Origin of the sequence: Bacillus spongiae, assembly GCF_037120725.1 — a bacterium.
Taxonomy (GTDB): domain Bacteria; phylum Bacillota; class Bacilli; order Bacillales; family Bacillaceae_K; genus Bacillus_CI; species Bacillus_CI spongiae.
The window spans coordinates 219,249-242,282 of record NZ_JBBAXC010000005.1; the positions used below are offsets into that span (position 1 = coordinate 219,249).

The window sequence follows — 23,034 nt, forward strand, 5'->3', positions numbered from 1 at the left end:
TCATATTACATTTTGAATAAAATATACTACTTAGGAGGTAGTGACTATGAATATGAAAACGCTTATTTCGATAGGAATAGTTTTCATCGTTGTCATTGCAGGAGTGATTTTCTTCACGAATAATGGTGACAAAGATACGAATAAGGAAGGGACTAGCGAGAAAACGATCGTTGACCTTCGTATTCTTGAAACGACAGATATCCATGTTAATTTAGCGAACTACGATTATTATCAGGACGACACGACTGATAAATATGGACTAGTTAAAACGTCTACCTTGATTGAGGAAGCTCGTAACGAAGTGACAAATAGCTTGTTGTTTGATAATGGTGATCTTATTCAAGGGAATCCATTAGGTGACCATGTCGCAAAAATTGATGTCCTTGAAGATGGCGAAACACATCCCGTATACAAAGCCATGAACTTACTCAATTATGATGCTGGAAATATTGGGAACCATGAATTCAACTATGGATTAGATTTTCTAGAAACAACATTAAAGGGCTCTAACTTCCCTTACGTCAATGCGAATGTTTATATTGATGATAATAATGATAACCCAGAGGATGACAAAAATTATTTTGAACCTTATGTCATTCTTGATAAGAAAGTGAAAGACCAAAATGATAAAGAGCACACACTGAAAGTTGGTGTGATCGGCTTTACTCCTCCGCAAATTATGCAATGGGATAAAGCTAATTTAGATGGAAACGTCATTGCGAAGGATATTATTGAAACAGCGAATAAATTTATTCCTGAAATGAAAGAAAACGGCGCAGATATTATTGTTGCTATTCCTCACTCTGGAATTGGTACTGTTACCGCTGAGGGAATGGAAGAAAACGCAACCTATGATTTAACATCTGTTGAAGGAATTGACGCGATTCTATTCGGTCATTCACACAGTGTATTTCCAGGACCGGATTATGCTGACCTAGAAGGTGCAGACATTGAAAAAGGAACGATCAATGGAGTTCCATCTGTTATGCCAGGATACTGGGGTAGCCACTTAGGACTAGTGGATTTACAGCTTGAAAAGACTGATGATGAGTGGGTTGTAACAAGTGGGAAAACTTCTACGAGAGCAATTGCTGACGAAGAAGGTAATTCTCTAGTAGATCGAGATGAAGAAATGTTCAAAGCGATTGAAGAAGATCATAATGCCACTATTGACTGGGTAAGAAGTGCTGTCGGTAATACGACCGCTCCAATCAACAGTTATTTTGCACAAGTACAAGATGATCCATCTATTCAAATCGTGACAAATGCGCAAAAATGGTATGTTGAAAAGTACATTCAAGGTACTGAATTAGAAGGTATTCCTGTATTATCAGCAGGTGCTCCATTTAAGGCCGGTACACGCGGAGATGTAACGTATTACACGGATATCCCTACTGGCGAAATTGCAATTAAAAACGTCGCTGACCTCTATTTGTACCCGAACACTCTCCAAGCTGTAATGATTACGGGTGCAGAATTGAAAGAATGGTTAGAAATGTCAGCAGGTCAATTTAACCAAATTGATGTGACTTCAACAGAAGAACAACCATTAGTAAACATGGAATTCCGTTCATATAATTTCGATGTTATCGATGGTGTACAATATGAAATTGATGTAACAGAACCGAATAGATATACCGTTGAAGGCGAAATCGCAAACGAAAATGCGAACCGAATTAAAAACCTAATGTTTGAAGGAAAAGAAGTAGATCCAGAACAACAATTTATTGTTGCAACAAACAACTATCGTGCAAGCGGCGGTGGTAGCTTCCCTGCAATTGACGGAACCAATATTGTCATCGAAGCACCAAATGAAAATCGTCAAGTCGTTATTGACTACATTTTAGAAAAAGAAACAATCGATCCAGCAGCTGACGGCAACTGGACATTCAGCACGATCGCTGAAGACGTTAACGTTTTCTTTGAATCATCACCAAAAGCACAAGATTATATAACAGATGCTACTCCATTTGAGTACGTTGATACACTAGAAAGCGGATTTGCTAAATACATCATTAACTTAAACAAGTAATGAAAATTGTGAAAAACCCATTAGTACTCCATACTAATGGGTTTTTTTCTAATTTATCATTATGTTTTTTACAGGTTATGAAGTCTCCGCAATCATTCCATCACTATTCCTTCTATTTTCGTTAAGAAAATAATATGGATTCGACCACTTCCTCGCATGCATGAATCGGAAGGGTTTATTCCTTTCCTTCTTTAGAAAGATATTTATGTATAGCGGCTCGTGCCAGACAAGTAGCTGAATCGACCAGTGTAATATGACTCCATTTCTTGTGAGAAACAACATTGATGTCAGTACAGGCGATAATAGCCGTATCGACGTGTCCATCCAGTTCCTTTTCTAATTGACTCCATAGCTTATAGGATACATTTACATCCTCGCTTTTAATTGCAGCTATCAACTGATTAACCATTGTTTGCCAATGAGGTTTATGAATGTAGTTTACTTCTAATTCGCTGAGCCCCTGTTCATATATCCCTGATTGAACCGTAGCTTCAGTAGCTAAAAGTGCCGTTCGATGTGAAGATTGTGGAAGGGCTTTAATTGACTCCTCCACCATGTTGATAATTGGTACGGTTATCATCTCTTTCAACTGATCAATGTACAGATGGGCAGTATTACATGGCATTGCAATAAAATCAACACCTGTTTTCTCCAGTCTCTTCGCACCAGTGATAATGGCTTGTTCCATTTCTTTATGATTAATAGGTTTATCGATATAAAAAGGAGTTGGACATGAATAGATCATCATATGTGGAAAGTCCATATCATCCTTTGCACCATAAACCGCCTGACATTGCTCAACAACTAAATCTACGAATGGACCGGTAGACTTAGGTCCCATCCCTGCTAATATCCCAATCATTTGTTCCTCCTATGTACTTGTATTCTTTACAATAGGTACTCCTTTATCACAATAATAGGTAACAACAAGAAGTAATCGTTTATTACACCATAGGTTTGCTCAAATGCTCATGAATCAACTTCCAATAATTGTCCTCCGTCTTAACAAAAACATTCGTCGCCCTTCCACTACCAGATACTAGTTTCCCATTATTATAGCCTTGATAATGATATGTATATAAACATGTTGCAGACCTGTCATTCATGCTGACCCAGTTTACATTCGAGATTGAATAGACCTCATCCTTTATTTCTCCCCATGCATATTCAAAATAACGTTGGATTTCTTCCATCGAAGAGCATGATTGATTCGTGAACCAATAAATCGCCTGGGGATGAAGTACTTGTTGTACCTTTTGGAAATCATGCGTATTCGTTGCTTCAATGTATTTTGCCAATGCTTCCTTACAATTCAACTCAATCACTTCCATTCCTATAATCATACACCCTCTTTACTTTACAATGTTTCCTATCATTGTTAAATATCAGAAATATGTGCACGTTGCATACCTTAAGTAAGTATTTAACATGCTGTATAAAACAAATTGATTATTGACTTAAAGAAAGCAAGCCCAAAATAGATGTTGAATCATATAATACAAATAATTGCTTCCTTCATATTATGATTGTCGCTCAATTCTTAAAGGACTCGGACAAAACCTAGTCATCCGTACAAGCGTAACTTGTCCTTACTAATAGAATAAAGTAATACTATATTATTGGAAAGGAGATGTTATGAATTCATGCAGAAAATTTTACCTAAAACGACAATGATAATAAGATCATTCTTAATAAACATAATGTCTCCTTTTTGTATATACTATGTAAGAACACAAGTGCAGGCGATTAATCAATGAATAATGAACAGCAATTAGTATTTGGATCATGGATTCAAGCCATCGGGACAACAGTCGCTGCCATTGGGGCTACCCCTTCAAAAATTCTTTCAGAGGAGCAACTCGAAGGGTTAAGCGTAATCGGAAACGTCGGTCAAGCAGTAGGAAATGCTTTAATTGCAGATACCATTGAAGAGTTTGATTTGACCAAAGCGGGAAATGAAATCCAATCAATCGGAAATTTAACCGTTATTAGTGGAATTGTTATCGATTTTGATGAAGACACAAAACTAAATTTGGATATTAGCGGAAACTTACTCCAAGCACTCGGTGGAAGTGCGGCTGTTTCCGAAACATTTAATGAGGACCCTTCAGTTGATGTCCTTCTTGCCATTTATGGCGACCTTCTTCAAGTGATTGGGAACTCACTACAAGCCATTGCCGGGATCATAGAATCCAAAGATCGCGACAGTGGAAATATAAATGAAATTGGAAGTTGGATTCAAGCCATCGGATCGATTCTAGCCGCTTTAGTCACAAGTAAAGAAGTAACTGAAAATCTTGAAGAAAATAATCGCAATAACCAGAATGCCTTCGCTCAACCACGAACGACAAATCGTACCCATTTTCCTTTCTTTTGAAATGAATCGAAAAAATCGGAACCCTCTGCTATCACTATTTTCAGCAGAGGGTATTTACTTTGTAAAACCCCGATAAAGTAATTCGTTTTTACTTTCCAATTGGCTAAGTCGATATTTATATTCATTACCCATTTTAATTTAGAAAAAAATTTACCGTATAGGTGACTTTTCTACAGCATTTTCAGTATTTAATATGTAGAAAGGTGGTAAAATGGTATGCACTTAAAATCCGGTTCGATTAATCAATTTAAACAGTTCTCTCAATTTTCCAGCTTAACGTTGTTCAACCACCATATAGAAATGTGGCTAGCTCACCATCACAAACTATTTTCTAAAGGTGAATTAGTTGCTTTAAAGCGACTAGTCCGCTTTTCCGCTAAAGTACCAGGTGTTTCAAATGCAAAAATAGCTACAGTATTAAAAGCCATTCATGACGAATATAACGGAAATGGAATATCTCGCTCTACTTTTAAACGAATGATAACTAAAGCTATTCAGGTTGGAATCATCACTGTACACGAAACAGAAAGAAAAAATGGGTCACAGTCAAGCAACCTATACGTTTTCAATTGTTTTCCTAAAAGTGAACTACCCAAAACAAAAAAATTGAACCACCAATATAAAACTAACAACCTTTCTAAAACTAAATTAAAAAAAGAAAATAAACGTAATACAACAGAGCTTGACTATACATACACAAATGAACAAGTTCCCCTCCCCTTCCTCAATCTCGTCAAGTACTTTTTTTCAGAAGCTAAAATGATCGAAGAGTTTTGGCGTATGACAAAAATAGCTGCATACCGTAATAATCGAGAAAAGGAAATGGACAAATTGCTCCCTATAGCGATCCATTCATTTAAACAAATGATTCGAAAGTTGAAATCGAATCGTAAAATTAGAAACCCAATCGCTTATTATTATCGAATAGTTGAAAAGAAGCTTGAAATTTTGTATTTTGAGGAGCTATATGAACTAGGGTTTTAGCTTCGAAGCCCTTTGCTTTCGCAAGTGAACTACTCTTTTTTTGCACCATTTATGCTAAAACTGGACTTCTCTGCAAGTACTTATGCGACTTCTGCAAGTAAAATGAGCTTTTCTGCAAGTATTCTCTCACATTTCACAAGTAAATTGCTTTTTTCTGCAAGTATTCTCCTTTCGCAAGTAAATCGCTCTTTTTTGCACCACATATGCTTTTTTTGCAAGTAAAATAGACTATTCTTCAAGTAAAATGGGCTTTTCCGCAAGTACTTATGCGACTTCTGCAAGTAAAATGAGCTTTTCTGCAAGTATTCTCTCACATTTCACAAGTAAATTGCTTTTTTCTGCAAGTATTCTCCTTTCGCAAGTAAATCGCTCTTTTTTGCACCACTTATGCTATTTTTGCAAGTAAAATAGACTATTCTTCAAGTAAAATGGGCTTTTCTGCAAGTAAAATGAGCTTTTCTGCAAGTATTCTCTCACATTTCACAAGTAAATTGCTTTTTTCTGCAAGTATTCTGCTTTCGCAAGTAAATCGCTCTTTTTTTGCACCACTTATGCTATTTTTTTCAAGTAAAAAAGGCTTTTCTTCGTAATTTCTATTTTGCTAAAAGTGTCCTAGGTAACCCAACTCTACCTCCATGATCAATGTCTACTAAAAGCAGTCTTCAGAATGTTATGGTAAAATATAAATCATCAAACATAGAATAGTAGGAAGTGACTTGAATGAAGCGCATGCTTGCAATTAGTGATATACACGGAGATTTAGAAAAGTTCGAGAAGTTATTAAAACTTGTGGATTATAACAAAGAACAAGATCAACTATTATTATTAGGAGATTATGTCGATCGAGGGCCACAATCTCGGGCAGTACTCGATAAAGTAATTGAACTAAAAGCGGATGGTGCCATCGCCTTATTAGGCAATCATGAAAAGATGATGATTGAGGCATTCCAAACAGATCCGATGTCCTTGAAAAGATGGTTTTATAATGGTGGTATTAAAACACTCCAAAATTATGGCTACTCCATCGAAAAAGATGATGCGAAGTATTGGTATACGACGGAAGAATTTCCTGATCCAATTGAAATGAATGATGATATTCAGAAGCATATTGAGTTTCTAAAAGAGCTTCCTTATTTTTATGAAACGGACGAACACATTTTTGTTCATGCTGGAGTCCATCCGGAAACACCTCTTCATTCAACAGATCCTTATACACTCGTATGGATTCGAGAAGAATTCCATAATGGGTACACAGGTGATAAAACCGTCATTTTCGGACATACGCCTGTTAATTACTTACACGAAAGTCCGAATGTCTATTTTGGAAAAAATAAAATTATTGGGATCGACGGAGGCTGTGCATACGGAGGAAGACTAAATTGTTTAGAAGTTCCAAGCTTAAAAGTCTATCACATTGAATAGCATTTGTGATTGAGTGTTTAAAGTGAAAAAGGAACTCCATTCATCTGGAGTTCCTCTTTTCTATAAAATCCTTACTTTTTATTTTCAATGAGTCCAAACCCTACTCCTGTAGGGTCGACCAAATAGGCAAGGTAAAACTCTTCGAATTCCATTTTCTCCCTAACGATCATCGCACCGTTTTCTTTTGCATTACTAATCACATCGTCAATTGAATCTACTTCAATTTGAATCCGAGTACCGTGTGGATAATCATGAGGACCCTTCCCAATTCCTCCATTGATTCCACCCTTTTCTTCTTCACCGGTTGAAATAGCCCAATAATCCCATCGAGGTTCAGCTACTTTCCACCCAAAAACGTTTTGATAAAATTCAGCGGCTTTTTCAGGTTCTTGACTGCTTAACTCAAATCCAACTACTTTTCCCATTTGTTGCTTCATACATAACTCCCCCTTTCATTTAAATCGAATTATTTAATGAAGGTCATTGATGTATTTTACTAACTTTAGTCTAGCATATGTTTCTGTAAAATAGGTATTGTTTGGCAATTTTTGGCTTCTCTTTGCTGAAAAGGTTTTAATACTTGAATGATGATAACTCCTTTTATGTAATAAAACTGAAGATATGGGGTTGTTTTAGGAAAAACGTCTGCTATATAAAATCTTCATATTTTTATTCATTACAATCTCCTATAATATTTTGACACTTAAATAATTGGCCACAGTAGAAAAAAATCCTTATTCTTAATGAGGTGTAGCATTGGGGAGAAGATAAAAAACCATAAAAAGGCTTAAGCAAAATAATAGCGTAATAGCTGTATAAAATACCTTCCTCCATTTTTGTCCCATAAAGTATATATTTACTAGAAAAAAATAAATAACACCACTACCAGCTACAAATGACATATATTTCATAATTTGATATGTTTCTAACATTTTTTTATCATTGAAATAGAAGTTCATATTTTCTAGAGTAATAGGATTAGTAAAAATCCATAAAACAAGTGAAATAACAGTAAAAAATCCATATGTATTTAACACTCTTCTTAATGTCATTTCCTTTTTTGTTACGATGGTAACGCTTGAAGAAATTTGTGGTTGTACTTGCAAACTACTCACCTCCTCTTTTTTCACTATCTACACTATCTATACGAATAAACACTACAAAAGTTTCTTAATAATTTGAAATGAACCCATTTATTTGAATAGATTTTCAACTATATTTCACTTCCATTAAATTCCTCTCTGATTTTAATATTTTCAACTTCTAACGGTTTTGATAGTTTTCATATCCCACCACAACATCAACCTTTTTACCCTAGTATAGAAAAAAGCTTGCAGCTAAAGTCTAATCTTTTAGACTTTGTCTACAAGCTAAGTAGTAGCTACATGAAGTAACCACTACTTTCGGTGAATGATTCATTTTTCCATTTATTTTAATCAATTGTTTCTAACATCTATGGGTACGTTAAGCCGAATCCATATGGAAAGAGTGGATCATAATTTTCATCACCGATATTCATTGGCAATTGTTCTTCTGAACGAGGCCAACTTATTGGTAATGTTCCAGTAAAATTATAATCTCCAAAAAGTACATCTGCCACTCCGTCCCCCTCTGTACCTGGTAACCACGCCTGAATCAATGCATTCCAATCTGATAATTGATCTGTCATGACTAATGGTCTACCAGATACAGAAATCACAACAATTGGTACACCAGACCTTTTGATTTGGTTTAAAGTTGTGATATCTGTACGATCAAGTCCCAAACCATTTGGTCGATCTCCTTGCCCTTCAGCATATGGCTTTTCACCTACGACGACAATCGCCACATCATAGCTTGAATTTATTCCTACTCCTCTTTCATTAAAGGTTACTTCTGTATTTTCTGAAGCGACATTTTTGATTCCTTCTAAGATCGTTGTTCCAGGAGTAATATCTCCACTACTCCCTTGCCAGCTAATAGTCCAACCTCCGGATTGGTTACCAATGTTATTCGCATTTTTTCCCGCAACAAATATTTTGTTTAAGTCTTTAGATAATGGGAGAATTTCCTTCTCATTTTTTAATAATACAAGTGACTGTCGAACAGCATCACGAGCTATATCTCGATGTTCCTCTGAACCAATCGTTGGAGTATACGTTCGATCAGTATAAGGGTCTTCAAACAGTCCTAGTTCAAACTTTTTCGTTAATATACGAGATACAGCATCGTCAATTCGAGACATCGAGATATTTCCCTCATTAACTTCATTTCGTAGGGTAGAAATAAAGGTTATATAGTCCTCAGGAACCATCACCATATCGATTCCAGCGTTAATGGAATCTCGAACATCACTTGCATAGTCTCCTGGAAGTTGATCAATCGCTGCCCAATCAGATACGACAAAACCAGAAAATCCAAGTTCTTGCTTTAGTACATCTGTGATTAAATAATCATGACCATGAAGCTTTTCACCGTTCCAACTACTATAAGAAATCATGACGGACCCTACTCCCTTTTCAATCGCATCAATAAATGGAGCAATGTGAATATCTCTCAGTTCTTGCTCAGAAAGCTGAGTATCTCCCTGATCATCACCTCCGATAGTTCCACCATCTCCAACCCAATGTTTCGCTGTAGCTAGAATTGAGGAAGAATCAGTTAAATTTGTGCCTTGCAGACCTTCAATGATAGTAGAATATGAACTTGCTATTTCTGGATTTTCACCATAACTCTCATAAGTTCTTCCCCATCTTTCATCACGTGCCACACATAAACATGGAGCAAACGTCCAATTAATGCCAGTTCCGGCAACTTCTTTCGCTGTTGCTTCTCCTATTCGCTTCATTAATTCAGGATTTCGTGCAGCACCTAGCCCGATATTGTGAGGAAAAATCGTCGAACCGTATACGTTATTATTGCCGTGTACAGCATCAATTCCGTAAATTAAGGGGATTTCTAGTGGGGTTGTTAATGAAATCGACTGATACCGATCATACATATTCGCCCAAGACTCAGGGGTATTAGGCGCAGGAGATGACCCTCCACCGCTTAATAAAGATCCTAAATAATACTTTGCTATATCTTCTTCTGACCTCAAGAAATTTCGATCTACTTGTGTCATTTGTCCAATTTTTTCTTCAAGGGTCATTTTAGAAAGTAAATCAGACACTCTTTCCGGAACCGATGCATTCGGATCTTTATAAATTTGATTCCCTTCGGCTCTAAGATCTGTATCAATATCTTCAGCATTCGTCCCTGTTAACTTAACCAAACAAATTACACCACCCACAATAATAATACTTAATAGAGTAAGCACCCAACGTCCTTTAAAATGTACATTTTTGTTCAAAACACTACTCTCCTCCTTTTATTAATTAACGTTGCACCAACATTCTCTCTTGAGGTCAACAACTATCTTTGGGAGTAGTATTCGATAAAATTTCAAATTTTTCCTTTTTTTTGTTTTGTTTTTTTGAAAATATAGATTAAATAACAAAAATACTATGTCCTAAAAAAGAATAAAGTCCTTATTCTTCACCTTACATTTTCGGAAAAAGGAAGGATCGTTTTAGTACCCAAAGAGGAGTATCCTTTTTATGCTTAATCATCTATTCAAGTACTATTTATAAATGAATTTTTCTTTATTACAAAGTTTAGCTATCTTTCTATCTACATCTATGGTATAGAAGGATAAAAAAGACTTTGCTTCAATCTTTCCTATTTTCCTTAACGTTTTTTGTATTGTTTATATTCCTACTTGGATTCCCAAAAGAACATCAAGGCTGGCTTGATATTGTAGGAGTATCAGGGCTTAGTTTCGTTTTCATGTACTTAATCAATTTTATTTCTCTTAAACAATCCTATAAAAAAAATAAAGAATAGGACTTGGAAATATTTTTTAGGCATAATCATTACAAACAAAGAGGAGAACTGGCAAATCAGTATTGGAACCATACAGTTTTAAAGATATTTTGTACTTGTCCAATATCGTGCGACTCAATCTCCATATCTAATAAAGGAGCTCTGCTAAGTGAATATGGGTAAGTATTCACTAGCGGAACTCCATTCATTTTTTTCTCTACTGATCAGCGGTTACGTAACCCATTAATTGATTCAATTCTGTTGATTGATTAATCACATCAGCTAGTTTTCCTTGTGCTTCAACATAGCCATTCTTCATTACGAGTACATTGTCCGCCTGCTTTAACGCAAATTGACTATTTGAAACGATAATCGCTGTTGGGTTATTGTTGGAAAAAAGCCTCTCCCAAATAGCCGTTTCTGTCTTTACGTCTAGAGCACTTGAAACATCATCTAAAACAAGTAAATCGGATTTTCTTGCAAACATTCGAGCTAATGCTACTCTCTGCAATTGGCCACCGGATAACTTTACTCCTTTAGGTCCTACTACCGTGTCTACCCCATTCTCCATTTGCATTAGATCCTGTTCAAGAACAGCAGATTCAATCGCTTCTTCTAATTGAAGTTGGTCATCTGGAATCCCCAGTGCGATATTATTTCGAATCGTATCACTAAATAAATTTGGTTGCTGCGAAGTGTATGCTACTTGAGGTGGAATAAAAAACAATTCTGGTTGCTTCACTAATTGATTATTCCAATAGACATGCCCCTTATTTTTTGGTAGCAGTCCAAGCATTGTCCTTACTAATGTTGTTTTCCCAGAGCCTGTACGACCACATATAACAGTTACTTCACCTGCTTTTATCGTGAAGTTTATGTTATGAATTCCATTTTTTGATTCAGCATACTGGTAGGAGAGGTTTGCGACCTTCAACGATTCTAGCCCTTCTCTTGCTTCAGTCAACGTTTCCACCTGCACAGGTTTTGTAGGAGAGCTTTCCGACAATGAAATCGTTTTATGCTCAACAAGCTTCTTTTTCTGTTTATCCAATAATTGCTTAGATAAGCGTTTGAATGCAACTTTTGTTTGTTTATAATAAAGCAAGAAATTCCCGGTAGATTCTATGCTTTCTGCGACAAACCCTAAATAGTAAACAAATAAAGCGAAGTCCCCAAAACTAAATTCACCGTTTACAATCGCTCTTCCCGATAGGAGTAATATTAAGCCTGTTCCAAGAGTGACCGCATTGTTATTAATTGAATTTAATAGTTGAAATAAAAAGGAATCCTTCACCGTATAAGAATGCCTCTCCCGATTCAGCTGATCCAATCTTTTCAAAACATTTTTTGTACTTCCCGACACTTTTATCGTTAAGATCGAGTCAAATATTTCTCCAATATATCCGTTAACATTCGCTGAAGCCTGTCTTGATTGGTCTCGATACTTTTCGACTTTCCTTCCGGTCACTTGGGCTAAAATAATAATTCCAATTAAAGGCATAATCGAAAATAAAGTAATCTTTACGTTAATCGAAAGCATAATGACTAATGCAACAATGGCAAAAAGAATTTGACCGATCATCCATGATAACCAGCTTATCGTTGTTTTTACTTGTTCGACATCATCCCGAAAGGTATTAATTGTCTCACCTGCTGTCGTTACTCGTGCCTTTGCTCTTGCATTCTTCATAATGGAATTGATTAAATTACGTCTAAGAAGGAGAGTAATTGAGAAATCATGCCGAGTGCTTACGATAAAGCCAAACCGAATAATCAACACCCTTATTAGTGTCGACACCAATAGTAAAATAACCAATAGACTGATACCAATATTGGTCGAAGACTGTCCCCCAATAATGTCAAAGAACGATTTAATAATCAGTCCATCAATTAAAGGCATGATTCCCGCTAATGCTGAAAGGATAATAGAAAGACTATAAAGTCCTCGCTTATACGTGATTAATTTCCACATATAAAAAGCCGTTTTCGCTTGATGACGATTTTCTATCATTGAATCAACGCCTCCTCAATCCCTTGTTTTACTAAATGATTAAAATGAGACGAGTGATTCGTTAATAGTTCCCCTTTTTCGCCTGCTTCTAAAACCTTCCCCTTCTCTAATATGAGAAGGTCATCTGCTCGGTCGAGTGTCCTTAATCGATGGGCAATGATAATACTTGTCCTATTTTCTAGTAATTTATTTAATGCCCTTTCGATATAGTGCTCTGTGACAGGATCGATTTTTGACGTTGCTTCATCCAGAATAATAAGCCCAGGATTTTTTATAAACACTCTAATGAACGCTAGTAATTGTTCTTCTCCAGCGGATAAGGTACCGCCATTTGCCTGAATGAATGTATCTAGTCCGTTAGAGAATCCTTCGTACCACTCAACTAACTGTAATTTCTGGATAATCTCCATAATTTTTTCATCGTTAATTTCATGATTAAATACGGTTATATTCTCTCGTAATGTAGCCGTAAAAAGCTGAACATTTTGTGTAATATACGCTAGATGATGATTCAATTCCTTGAAGGAAAGGTCAGTAATGTTGTGTTGATCAAGATAAATCTGCCCGTGATCATTATCATACATTCTGACGACAAGACGAGCCAACGTCGTTTTCCCACTTCCCGTCCGTCCTAGTACGCCTAGCGTTCTTCCCTGCTTTAAATGAAAGGAAAGGTCCTTTAAAACAAGTGAATCCTTTTCATATCCAAAGTTTACGTGCTTAAATTCCACTTCAATTGCATTTGATAATACGTTTTCTTTTATTCCATTTACTTGTGAGGATTTAGTATCAAATAATTCTTTTATTCTCACAATACTAGCCGTTGACAGTTGTAAATCTTGTAGATTGACTTTAATTAGTTCAATCGGTCTTCTTAGTAATTCAGTATAATGAAAGATTAAATAAACGGTTCCAACCGTGATGATACCGTTACTCCATAAATATCCTGACACACTAAATGCGATTACATTGCCTGTTACAAATATAATTAATGTTGCTGTCCACATACTGGCCCATGTCAGCTCAGCCTTACGTATAATCGGATAAATTTTTCTTCCCATCTTATAAAACAGCTTCATCATATAATCTTTTGCGTTGTTTGAAGCGATATCTTCTGTACTCGAAATTTGCTCTCCAATTAATCCATAAAATGCTGCATTTGCTTCACTAGCCTTTACCCAGTGATCCTGTGTTTTCCTTTTCACATAAGTTAACAGATAGATGGCAAAAACAGAAAATAACGAAAGGCATAAGGCAATTCTCCAGTCTTCATTCAACAAAAACAACAGAACGCCTATTAATAAGAGAACATTATTGATAATAGTTAAAAATACATTTGAAAACAAATCAAATAGACCAGAAACGTCACCGTCTACTCTTTCTATTAGTTCACCTTGCTGATATTTCTTATGAAACGTCATGTCTAAATCCATACAATGATCTGTTAAATCCATTCGAATATCATTGGTCGCTTTCCATGCAAGGTTCTCACCAATGTATGTAGCCATTAAGCTAAACAACTGCTGTAAAATAGCTATACCTATAAAAGCAGTTGCAATCATCAATAAATTTTCAGGTAACGTCCCACCATTAGCAGTATCGATGTAATAGCGTACAATTTGCGGGTTAATTAATTGTAGCCCCACATTGGCTAATAGAAAAAATGCCAGTAACAAGACGTTTAATTTTCGATACTTCAAATACCGATATAGTAATTTCCCATACTCTACGATTTCTTTTTTCATCTAAATCACACCTTAGTATTATAAAATTCAACTATATAACAAGTTTGAATTAGCAAGCTCCAGCAGTTAAGGTGTGAAAATCATAATAAATCCATACAATTACCTTAATATAGTACTAGGCTCACTAATTAATTTACGATAGCTTTATCCATTTTTAACACTTCCTTTCCATTTAGGTAATGACTTCTTCTTTGTAACAATTATTTCAAATTTCTCCAAATTTCGCAATTATTATTTTACTAAAGTTTGAATATTGTAAATCCCTAGATTATTTCTTTTACAATAAAAAACTCCCCCGTGAGGGAGAATTCTAGTTTAGAAGGATTTCTATCGTAGCTGGTTCACTATACTACAGATGGGCTCTTGATATTCGTAACAAAAATCATTATGTTGCCATTAATATAGTTACGGTTGAAATTGATTATGAAGTGACTGTATCTATTAAGTTCGCTTTCTTATATATCTTGTTAGGTTTAGAACTTGAATTGTTTAAGTATGCCGTAGATAGTGTAATTACTGAATTGAAGCTTTATTAATAATCTTTGTTGTCAAACCACGTTGCTTTTTGTAGTGTGGTTACGGTTGATTCCAAAACAATCTTGCTACCAAAGGAATTACAACTGATACAAAAAGTAGAAATGAATTTCCGGTAATTCCAACAAATTTTAATGTTCCTCTACTTTTAAAAGCGCTGATTAAACCGAGTATTGGGAGAGTAATTGCTACTACAATAGCAAACCTTCCATTAATGTCCATTTCACTAAAAAACAAAATACCATAGATTAAGACAGACACAACAAAAAGACTAACTGAAGCAATTCCAAACTTTTTCATCTTACACCACCCTTTGTGTTAGTTGAATAACACACATAAAATTTATGACTTTTTATGTGTTTATTACAATAATATTCCATTTTATTGTAATAGTACAATATAATCTAACGGACTTTTCATATTTTATCCAACAATTTTAAAAAAGGGGTCTATTAAAGTCTAGCATTGATAGATATAAAAGGACTTCCGATTATATAGTAACCTGAATAATCGTCTATTAAACTCTTCTTCCGTATTAGAAATTAATTGATTTTCAACTCTTGCCCCAATTTTAGAGGAAGCTGATTACCCTTCAAATGGCAAAGGCTGCGTTCCATCGACATCGGTAAAGCCATATTTTCTCGCTAATTCAGCCACCATTATTGCGTCGCCAGAGAGTTCTAAAACCGTCGGATCTGTTGCCAAAGCCACAACTGCACGACCTACATAGGCTGTTGTTTCCGTTGTTCCATCCTCTGGTCCAAAACCTGAATCGATCACTCTTTCTGTCTTCATCCAACCTGGGCAAACAGCAACCGTTGAAACGTTAAAGTCCTTTAATTCCTTTGCCATTCCTAGTGTCATTCGATTGATAGCATTCATCGCTAAATCATAATATAAATTACCTGCAATCTTCTCCTTGATAAAAAATGTGATATTTACAATTAACCCTTTACCTTGTTGCTTCATAAGGGGTACAGCGTATCGAGTAGTCAGCAAATAAGCTTGCGGTCCGGCAACCATCATAGCATCCCAATGCTCCAATGGTCGTTCCCAAAAATGTCGGCCATTTCCTCTTGGTAAAGAACTTTCGGAACCACCAAATACACTATTAACTAAAATATCAATGCGACCATGTTCTCTTTCAATTTGCTCAAACAAGTTTCTGACGTCTTGCTCCCATGTATGGTCACATCGTATGGCGATGCCTTTACCTCCACGTGAAGTGACACCATCGGCCGTCTCTTCAATGGTTTCTGATCGATTATCGGTTGTAGCTCCCTTTACACTGCGACCTGTCACATACACCGTCGCCCCTGCACTGCCTAGTTCGAAGGCAATCCCTCTACCCGCTCCACGGGATGCACCTGTAACAACAGCAATCTTCCCTTGTAATGATTTCATTTTTTCCTAACTCCCTTACCTATTATTTTTACATTCTTGTTTATAAATCATGATATTCTCCATACCTTAAGTAACCATAGGTTTTCACACTTGGAATTAAATTCACTTTCATCCATATCATTCTTTGTGACTCTTTTTTTAATTAATAGATGCTTGCTAACACTTAAAACCGCCAAAGGAAATGGTTCTGATACTTGGTAGCCACAACGTCAATCACTGGATCCAACCTTTATAAGTCTTCGGTCATAGTTTGTTGACATTCAGGATGTGATATTACTTAGTGTAGATTGTACCGTCAGATTATAAATGTTCATGATTAAAAGGGATGCAAAGCGTCGCTTATCAACACATTCTCGTTTCAATCTTATATCCAATCGCTATATCTCATTGCTCTTTTGGCAATCGGCCCATTCCAAGTTAGATAACTTAATTATAGAACATTTGTTCTGTTTATGCATGCAAAATCAACAAAAAATAATGTAGTTTTTCCCAATTTGGAATAGTAGCACTGAAACACTGCTATTCTTATAGTGAAAGAAAATGCAATAAATCCAATTTACATACTGAATTAGGTTAAAAGGAATTAAATGATAAATGTAGAATGTTTAAAGAGTAAAATCCTCGGGGGTACTTAAATGAAAAGGAAACTTGTCATTTTATCTATATTTACTATTTTTTTCATCATTTTTATCTATAAAGAGTTTAATTTGAACTTGAACCAACTCACTAGAGTTGATGTTCAAGTATTTTCAGGTGAAAGCAGTGAAAGTGAGACGATTATTATAGAGGAAGAAACAATAAAAGCATTAAGAGAAATATTTAGAAAAATTGATTGGGAACAAAACGTAGAGGTTGAGATGTCTCGAAAGGAAGATGTAAAAGCCACCTTATTCTTCACGGATGATCGAAATATGCCAGACAGATTATATGAATATTTATTATGGTTTCATCAAGACAACGAATCAGCCTCTATTTTTGATAGAGAAAAGAATGCTTTCGCGACAATAGAAAAAGAAGAGGCTCAAAAACTAAAAAATATTCTTGTTAAGAATTAAAAGAATAAAGACGTGGTCATTATGTCAGAGGGCATTTCCGTAAAGGCAATTGGATTCCTCGTCACTATCGTTCTGGTTGTGTTGTAAACGCTCATTGCTTCGTCTGATAAGCCCAATGAAAGAAGGAAATCCTAGTCAATATAAGACTAGGGTTTTTTTAGGGTATTATTGTATTTCCACAACAATTAGAAGATGGAAGAAATCAGATTGAAAGGAAGAAAATATTGACAAACTATTAGCTGGTTTAACGGAACAACTTATTATCTCTTAACAGTTCTTAAGCGAGTTTTCAATTCAGATTTTCTTTTTCTTTTCCCTATAAAAAATCCCCTTTAGACGACCATGTCAAGAGGAAAAACGGTGCAACTTTACTTCAAAGCCACAACTAGAATTTCACTGTCGTGTTACTTCTCAGAAAGGTTTGTTTTCATATATAATCACCTCTTAATAATTTTTATACACCTTTAAAGTCTTCTCCCGATTTAATTTGTTGCTCAATTTTATTGATGGTTGGACGAGAAACATTTGTTTTTTCCTGGATAACAACTTTTTTCGCACCTGCTTTTAACAACCTTACAACTTCTTCATAGATGAGCTTATCGGTACCTTTAGCATTTTTATGATATTTGGTTTGTTTTCCTTTGTATAAACCTTTCTTCTTTGCCATCTCAATTCCTTCTTTTTGAGCTGACCGAATGCGATTACGTTCTTCTTCCACCACCCATGAAAGGAGAGTAAAAACAAGATCCGTAACTAATTGTCCCACACCCTCCAACTCGTAATATTTTCTAGTGTCTAGAATTGGCATATTTAAAACAACAACATCAATTTCCTTATCTGTTAACTTTTTCCACTCATCGCGTATCGCTTCCTTATTCCGACCAAATCTACTAAGATCATGGACAACTAAAATATCACCAAAACGGAGTTTTTCTCTCATATCTTGATAAATTGGGCGTTCAAAACCTTTACCCGACTGCTTCTCAACAAAGACTTTTTCACACCCATATTCGTAAAGTTCTTTTATCTGTCTGGCTGCATTCTGTTCTTCCGTGCTAACACTTGCATACCCTATCATCATATTTATTACCCACTTTTATTTTTTAATCTTCCTACAGTTTAACTATGTTCTTTTTCTTACACGATGACCTTCTCTAATTCATCGAATATCGCTACCTGAGTGAATTCGAATGGGGTCTTTTACATTAAAACTCCATTCGCACCTACCTTCTATCCATCTTTTTCTATATTTTGCTTCAATGACAGTGCCAGGTGTCCCCGAGAAAATTATCATTACTCACTAGTTTCAATTGAACAGAATAGCAAAATAACAAGACTATTCTGGTCTAAAAAAATAAACAGCCTTTTTTTATCACTACATCTTTAAACTATTGTCACTACAAGAAAGTCTATACAGCCATTGTTTGGTTATATCTTAATCTACTAGTACACATTTCAGAGAGGTTTGCTCTTACTAAAACATCTGCAAATGGTGGGGGAACACTTTCTCGAAATAAATCTAATTGCAAATTCTTCTCCCCCTTGTTCTATATTCAATCAAAACAAACTTTCTCGAACCTTAGTCAGCCTGAAATAGCTCTTTTGTATTTATTATCTCTCCTTAACTTTTTCACTTTTTCACTTTTGTTACTAAACCAGGTGCAGCTATCAATTGGGGATGGCCACAAGTATCTAAGCTGCTCACCAGGAGCATCATTGGCGATTCATTGAGATATTCACCTATATCTTTTTTGTTCCCTCTAAATTAAGCACCGTTTCTAAACCACAGATATTTTCCAAAACACCTCTATAACATGCTGGACAACCTTTCACACAACAGTAATTTTAACCAAATAATTAGAAACCTTATTTTAATGTATAATTTACACTCAAAACCCCTAAGGTATAAGTGTATTTGATATGTAAAATTTAAGTATACTCTTATTTTACACAAGAAAAATAATTATGTACAGCTTAATTTCTAATTATTAGAAATTATTTCTTTTTTATAAAATTGTGAAATTACAACCATCCTGCTGCATAGGTTCTGTTTATCATTATTCCATCTTTAATTAAACTTTCCATTTATCAGGATGTTGCTTCATTCTTTATTGATAGAAAATGCTTACACAACCGAAAGTGAAGAATTAATACCTGCTTAAAATTGTTAGCTATTCGATCTATCTCTGTTAAATTGTAAAAATATAATCATACGTGTTATTATACGTATGAAAGGAGTTGAAGTGATGAAACAAGACCGTTATATCTACCCAGCAATCTTCGACTATGCAGCCGACGGCATATCCGTTGAGTTTGCCGACTTGCCTGGCTGTCTGACATTTGGAAAGTCTGACCGAGAAGCCGTCGAAATGGCAAAGGAAGCAATGGCGCTGCACCTATACGGAATGGAGCAAGGTAACGATCCTATTCCCAACGCCACAAATATTAAAGACTTAAACGTTGAGCCGAATCAAACAGTCGTGCTGATCGACGTATGGATGAGTCCGTTTCGCGATGAAATGAACAACAAGGCCGTCAAGAAAACGCTGACCATTCCAAAGTGGCTCGATGACATTGCAAAAGAAAAAAACGTTAACTATTCCCACGTACTAAAAGAAGCGTTAATCGAGTACCTTGGTGTAAAAGAAAAACGCTGAAGCTCCTTTAGAACAGTAAGAAAATTAGAAACAAACCATTCTTTTACGAATGGTGTACGTTTACTATAATATGAAAATTCTCCTCCTGGTGGGTTATATTTACCCTTCAATCATGGCTAGACTGTTGAGCGATAAGTTAGAATAGTTGTGAGAAAACCGTATTAGTACCTTAACAAAATATTTTGTACATTTAAAGAAAAAATTCCCCTTATAAAGAAGGGGGGTGTAGGGTATTGGGACTTAGCTATAATTAACTTAATTCTTGCTCGAATTAAAAAAAGACTAACCCGAAGGTTAATCTTTTTTTAGATAGGATTTCAATGACTATCTACCGATATACAAAGTAATATTCTCCATCAGCTTCACCAGTAGGTAACTTTACGGGACTGTATGCTTCAGCACGCTTTTGATACAGGTAACCATCCCAATTACTCCATCTTTCCAAATAACCAACGGTTTTATTCATTTTAGGAGAAAAGGCAATATATCCTCGATCTCCCTTTACTATATCGAAACGATAGGAACTACTATTACTAGCTGAGGTTGTCCATGTAAATCCTGCATTTGCTTTAATAGCACTTTTTTCAGCTGAAGCCGTCACACTATATGAGGCGCTAACAGTAACTGATACTGAATAAGTTTTGGCACAAGTTGGAGTGGTACAATTTATATCTGCAGAGACTTTAATAGCACTCGTAGATAAATTGTAGTATTGAATTGTAGGATCATACTTCCAATATTCATAGTAATCTCCTAGAAGGTTTTCTGCCTGCGTATCTTTAAAGCTGTTAAACTCTGAATTAGTCGTCTGTGTACCTTCAGCATTATCAATTTCCTCTACCTTCTTAATTGCTTCTGCTTTTGTCATAGGAATTAAAGTTCCATCAACCTTCTCCAGAGGTGTTACATAAGCCCCTAGTGATTCTGAGTACACTGCGTCTTCCTTGTTAATCTCATAAAACTGATTTTCAGACGCTTCTGAAACTCCTGAAAACATTGTAAAAGATAAACCAAAACTAGCAATTAGAAATGTTGCTTTTTTTAATATTTTTATCATTTCTTCACTCCCTTTCTAATAAGAATTATATTTCTAATAAATGGTAAATACATGAGTCTAAATACCTTTCGATATAGTACTAATTACCTTTTAATTCGACAAAGTAATAGATGTTTGAGTTTACATCTATATAAGGTGTCACTTCATGTCCGTCAGATAGTTCGATTGTCAAGTCATTATCATCTAATACTCCCGAATAGATATAAAACTTCTTTCCTGAATAAGTTTTTATATCCCACCTAGTTTTACTTGTTTGGTAGTTTGCCGTTTTAATGACAGATTTTGGACTTCCTATATAAGGTGAATATTTTCCTTTCCTTTCAGCAATAGTAAAAACGCCTACTACACTTTCACCTCCATTACTGAAAAAGATAAAATCTTCACCACTCTCTTCAACTGTTCCAAAAATATTTTCTTTCTTTATTCCTTCTTTTTTTAAACCTAGTTCAATAGCCTTCTCCTTCGTATTAACCCAGGTTAAATCATCTTTTGGCCACAAAATATATCCACCAATCCCAATAGTTAAAGCTACCAAAGAAAAAAGGAAAATTGATTTTAACTTCATAGTTCTTCCTCCACTCTTTAAAAAAATAATATTTAGAATATATAGAATATAAAACTCCTTGATTGTTATTATTACACATTTATTCTATTTTGTGTAATTAAAATGACAGTTACATTTTTGATTTGTTCTTGAATTAGAAGCTTTATACGTCCAGTATTTTCAATAATGCTGAGGATTTCATTAAGGGGTGGTGTTACTTGTTACAAATTAAGAAAGAAGAAGAAAAAATAATCAATACTTATGTTAAGTGTTTAATAACAAATAATCAGTTGTATGGTGATTTAGCAAATTTTTACTACAAACAAAATGAGCAAAGGATAAAGAAAAGCTTTGCAAACCTAATGCTAGAAGCTTGTTTAAGGTATGGTGATTTACGCAGGCATTTTTAAGCATTTGGACGGCAGCACTACTCCTGACTAATTGACTGACAAGCAGTCAACAAGCAGGAGTACGTGTCGCTTCGACGCTAAATGGCTCGATAACCACAAGTTGTAAAACAAGGAAGAGCCCTTGCTTAACAACTTGTAGGTTCCTGATCCCTTTGCCTTTCGGCCACATCGAACGAGCCGAAAACCTTTAATACACTAAACAACAACCTAAAAAGACTCATCATTCACTAATACATACAAATGATAAAATATGGTATTAAGCTTCATCATATTTCACCTCAATATCAGAAAGTAATGGTAACATTTCTATTTATTTCTAAATAGAAGAAAGAAGATAGTGTTTAATGACTATCTCCGCATTTAGCGATAAATATCCACCTTTATAAAAGACATGTTGACTTAGAATAAAGTTTGATCAAAAACATCTCACAAACCTTAATATTATCGCTAACAAAAAGAATCTATTTTGAAAAAAGATTGATCAAAATGGATTCTTCTCCTGAAGGTTTAATGTGAGTTTTTATAAAAAAGTTCGATCATTTTCTAACTCTGTTATTCCACAATTGCGCCCGATTGTCGAAGACTCGAATTCAAGATAGTTTATATTATGTTCTTCGGCTAAGGCCCAATTGGTTGAATAACAAAAGTTAAATGCTACAACAATTATCGATGAACTTGTGTATTATGAAGGTGCTCCTACAGTCTCTATAGTATTAGAGATATGGCCATCATCAGCTATAGATTTAATATTTTTAAATAAGTCACTCGATTAAATCCTTAGGGCTTCTAAGTAACCATATTTACAGTATTCTCATTACTATTTAAGTAGTATTGGACTCTCTCTTCCCACAGAGGGAGGTAATATTCGCTATCTCCAAAGACCCTCAACAACATTAAGTTGAGGGTAACTTCAAGTTCCCTGTTATTTTTTTTAGAACGAAAGGAATTCTTTAGCTATG

General features: G+C 35.2%; 19 protein-coding genes. 7 read left to right on the forward strand and 12 right to left on the reverse strand.

The features are described 5' to 3' along the window. Positions 1-46: 46 nt before the first annotated feature. Positions 47-2,032 carry a bifunctional 2',3'-cyclic-nucleotide 2'-phosphodiesterase/3'-nucleotidase gene (locus WAK64_RS08300; RefSeq protein WP_336586492.1) on the forward strand — a complete coding sequence of 662 codons (1,986 nt, stop codon included), beginning with the start codon at positions 47-49 and terminating at the stop codon, positions 2,030-2,032. Between the two features lie 175 nt (positions 2,033-2,207). Here the strand turns inward: WAK64_RS08300 and WAK64_RS08305 are convergent, their stop codons facing one another. Beyond that, positions 2,208-2,894 carry an aspartate/glutamate racemase family protein gene (locus tag WAK64_RS08305; protein ID WP_336586493.1) on the reverse strand — a complete coding sequence of 229 codons (687 nt, stop codon included), beginning with the start codon at positions 2,892-2,894 and terminating at the stop codon, positions 2,208-2,210. An 82-nt stretch (positions 2,895-2,976) separates the two neighbouring features. Continuing rightward, positions 2,977-3,375 (reverse strand): YybH family protein, encoded by a 399-nt coding sequence (locus WAK64_RS08310; RefSeq protein ID WP_336586494.1) that lies wholly within the window; start codon positions 3,373-3,375, stop codon positions 2,977-2,979. Positions 3,376-3,785: 410 nt separating this feature from the next. On the opposite strand from WAK64_RS08310, the gene WAK64_RS08315 reads away from it, so the two are divergent. The 3 genes from WAK64_RS08315 (at position 3,786) to WAK64_RS08325 (ending at position 6,815) form a co-directional block, all read left to right on the forward strand. Next, positions 3,786-4,409 carry a DUF6944 family repetitive protein gene (locus WAK64_RS08315; RefSeq protein WP_336586495.1) on the forward strand — a complete coding sequence of 208 codons (624 nt, stop codon included), beginning with the start codon at positions 3,786-3,788 and terminating at the stop codon, positions 4,407-4,409. A 216-nt stretch (positions 4,410-4,625) separates the two neighbouring features. Next, positions 4,626-5,393, forward strand: coding sequence for a hypothetical protein (locus tag WAK64_RS08320; RefSeq protein WP_336586496.1), 768 nt, complete (start codon positions 4,626-4,628; stop codon positions 5,391-5,393). 720 nt (positions 5,394-6,113) lie between these two features. Further along, on the forward strand, positions 6,114-6,815 hold the full coding sequence (locus tag WAK64_RS08325; RefSeq protein ID WP_336586497.1) for a metallophosphoesterase family protein: 702 nt from the start codon (positions 6,114-6,116) through the stop codon (positions 6,813-6,815). A 71-nt stretch (positions 6,816-6,886) separates the two neighbouring features. Here WAK64_RS08325 and WAK64_RS08330 read toward each other — a convergent pair whose 3' ends face one another. From WAK64_RS08330 to WAK64_RS08360, 7 genes are all read right to left on the reverse strand, one after another. Continuing rightward, positions 6,887-7,240, reverse strand: coding sequence for a VOC family protein (locus tag WAK64_RS08330; RefSeq protein ID WP_336586526.1), 354 nt, complete (start codon positions 7,238-7,240; stop codon positions 6,887-6,889). A 315-nt stretch (positions 7,241-7,555) separates the two neighbouring features. After that, entirely contained in the window at positions 7,556-7,921 is a 366-nt protein-coding gene (locus WAK64_RS08335) for a hypothetical protein (protein ID WP_336586498.1), read from the reverse strand. 347 nt (positions 7,922-8,268) lie between these two features. After that, the gene (locus WAK64_RS08340; RefSeq protein ID WP_336586499.1) at positions 8,269-10,146 is read right to left on the reverse strand and encodes a glycoside hydrolase family 3 protein; all 1,878 of its coding nucleotides are present in this window, start codon (positions 10,144-10,146) and stop codon (positions 8,269-8,271) included. Positions 10,147-10,875: 729 nt separating this feature from the next. Beyond that, positions 10,876-12,669 (reverse strand): ABC transporter ATP-binding protein, encoded by a 1,794-nt coding sequence (locus WAK64_RS08345; RefSeq protein ID WP_336586500.1) that lies wholly within the window; start codon positions 12,667-12,669, stop codon positions 10,876-10,878. Next, positions 12,666-14,414, reverse strand: coding sequence for an ABC transporter ATP-binding protein (locus WAK64_RS08350; protein WP_336586501.1), 1,749 nt, complete (start codon positions 14,412-14,414; stop codon positions 12,666-12,668). The genes WAK64_RS08345 and WAK64_RS08350 overlap by 4 nt, the downstream gene beginning before the upstream one ends. Before the next feature lie 576 nt (positions 14,415-14,990). Continuing rightward, entirely contained in the window at positions 14,991-15,248 is a 258-nt protein-coding gene (locus WAK64_RS08355; RefSeq protein ID WP_336586502.1) for a hypothetical protein, read from the reverse strand. A gap of 285 nt (positions 15,249-15,533) precedes the next feature. Further along, on the reverse strand, positions 15,534-16,352 hold the full coding sequence (locus WAK64_RS08360; RefSeq protein WP_336586503.1) for an SDR family NAD(P)-dependent oxidoreductase: 819 nt from the start codon (positions 16,350-16,352) through the stop codon (positions 15,534-15,536). Positions 16,353-16,987: 635 nt separating this feature from the next. Between WAK64_RS08360 and WAK64_RS08365 the strand changes: the two genes are divergently transcribed. Continuing rightward, positions 16,988-17,407: a hypothetical protein gene (locus tag WAK64_RS08365; protein WP_336586504.1), complete on the forward strand. Its 420-nt coding sequence runs from the start codon at positions 16,988-16,990 to the stop codon at positions 17,405-17,407. A gap of 454 nt (positions 17,408-17,861) precedes the next feature. Here WAK64_RS08365 and WAK64_RS08370 read toward each other — a convergent pair whose 3' ends face one another. Beyond that, a complete protein-coding gene (locus WAK64_RS08370) occupies positions 17,862-18,488 on the reverse strand; it encodes a recombinase family protein (protein WP_336586505.1) in 627 nt (208 codons plus the stop codon). Between the two features lie 1,165 nt (positions 18,489-19,653). Between WAK64_RS08370 and WAK64_RS08375 the strand changes: the two genes are divergently transcribed. After that, on the forward strand, positions 19,654-20,064 hold the full coding sequence (locus tag WAK64_RS08375) for a type II toxin-antitoxin system HicB family antitoxin (RefSeq protein WP_336586506.1): 411 nt from the start codon (positions 19,654-19,656) through the stop codon (positions 20,062-20,064). Positions 20,065-20,392: 328 nt separating this feature from the next. Here the strand turns inward: WAK64_RS08375 and WAK64_RS08380 are convergent, their stop codons facing one another. Together WAK64_RS08380 and WAK64_RS08385 are read right to left on the reverse strand one after the other, a co-directional pair. Then, on the reverse strand, positions 20,393-21,121 hold the full coding sequence (locus WAK64_RS08380) for a DUF6060 domain-containing protein (protein WP_336586507.1): 729 nt from the start codon (positions 21,119-21,121) through the stop codon (positions 20,393-20,395). A gap of 79 nt (positions 21,122-21,200) precedes the next feature. Beyond that, a complete protein-coding gene (locus tag WAK64_RS08385) occupies positions 21,201-21,686 on the reverse strand; it encodes a hypothetical protein (RefSeq protein WP_336586508.1) in 486 nt (161 codons plus the stop codon). A gap of 197 nt (positions 21,687-21,883) precedes the next feature. On the opposite strand from WAK64_RS08385, the gene WAK64_RS08390 reads away from it, so the two are divergent. Next, positions 21,884-22,075, forward strand: coding sequence for a hypothetical protein (locus tag WAK64_RS08390; protein ID WP_336586509.1), 192 nt, complete (start codon positions 21,884-21,886; stop codon positions 22,073-22,075). Positions 22,076-23,034: the final 959 nt, after the last annotated feature.

Bases quoted from the DNA above. Each gene is read 5' to 3' on its own strand.
- WAK64_RS08305 (WP_336586493.1), bottom strand. From the start codon at position 2,894: ATGATTGGGATATTAGCAGGGATGGGACCTAAGTCTACCGGTCCATTC.
- WAK64_RS08365 (WP_336586504.1), top strand. From the start codon at position 16,988: ATGAAAAGGAAACTTGTCATTTTATCTATATTTACTATTTTTTTCATC.
- WAK64_RS08315 (WP_336586495.1), top strand. From the start codon at position 3,786: ATGAATAATGAACAGCAATTAGTATTTGGATCATGGATTCAAGCCATC.
- WAK64_RS08345 (WP_336586500.1), bottom strand. From the start codon at position 12,669: ATGATAGAAAATCGTCATCAAGCGAAAACGGCTTTTTATATGTGGAAA.
- WAK64_RS08310 (WP_336586494.1), bottom strand. From the start codon at position 3,375: ATGATTATAGGAATGGAAGTGATTGAGTTGAATTGTAAGGAAGCATTG.
- WAK64_RS08325 (WP_336586497.1), top strand. From the start codon at position 6,114: ATGAAGCGCATGCTTGCAATTAGTGATATACACGGAGATTTAGAAAAG.
- WAK64_RS08380 (WP_336586507.1), bottom strand. From the start codon at position 21,121: ATGATAAAAATATTAAAAAAAGCAACATTTCTAATTGCTAGTTTTGGT.
- WAK64_RS08360 (WP_336586503.1), bottom strand. From the start codon at position 16,352: ATGAAATCATTACAAGGGAAGATTGCTGTTGTTACAGGTGCATCCCGT.
- WAK64_RS08300 (WP_336586492.1), top strand. From the start codon at position 47: ATGAATATGAAAACGCTTATTTCGATAGGAATAGTTTTCATCGTTGTC.
- WAK64_RS08385 (WP_336586508.1), bottom strand. From the start codon at position 21,686: ATGAAGTTAAAATCAATTTTCCTTTTTTCTTTGGTAGCTTTAACTATT.
- WAK64_RS08330 (WP_336586526.1), bottom strand. From the start codon at position 7,240: ATGGGAAAAGTAGTTGGATTTGAGTTAAGCAGTCAAGAACCTGAAAAA.
- WAK64_RS08375 (WP_336586506.1), top strand. From the start codon at position 19,654: ATGAAACAAGACCGTTATATCTACCCAGCAATCTTCGACTATGCAGCC.
- WAK64_RS08355 (WP_336586502.1), bottom strand. From the start codon at position 15,248: ATGAAAAAGTTTGGAATTGCTTCAGTTAGTCTTTTTGTTGTGTCTGTC.
- WAK64_RS08320 (WP_336586496.1), top strand. From the start codon at position 4,626: ATGCACTTAAAATCCGGTTCGATTAATCAATTTAAACAGTTCTCTCAA.
- WAK64_RS08350 (WP_336586501.1), bottom strand. From the start codon at position 14,414: ATGAAAAAAGAAATCGTAGAGTATGGGAAATTACTATATCGGTATTTG.
- WAK64_RS08370 (WP_336586505.1), bottom strand. From the start codon at position 18,488: ATGATGATAGGGTATGCAAGTGTTAGCACGGAAGAACAGAATGCAGCC.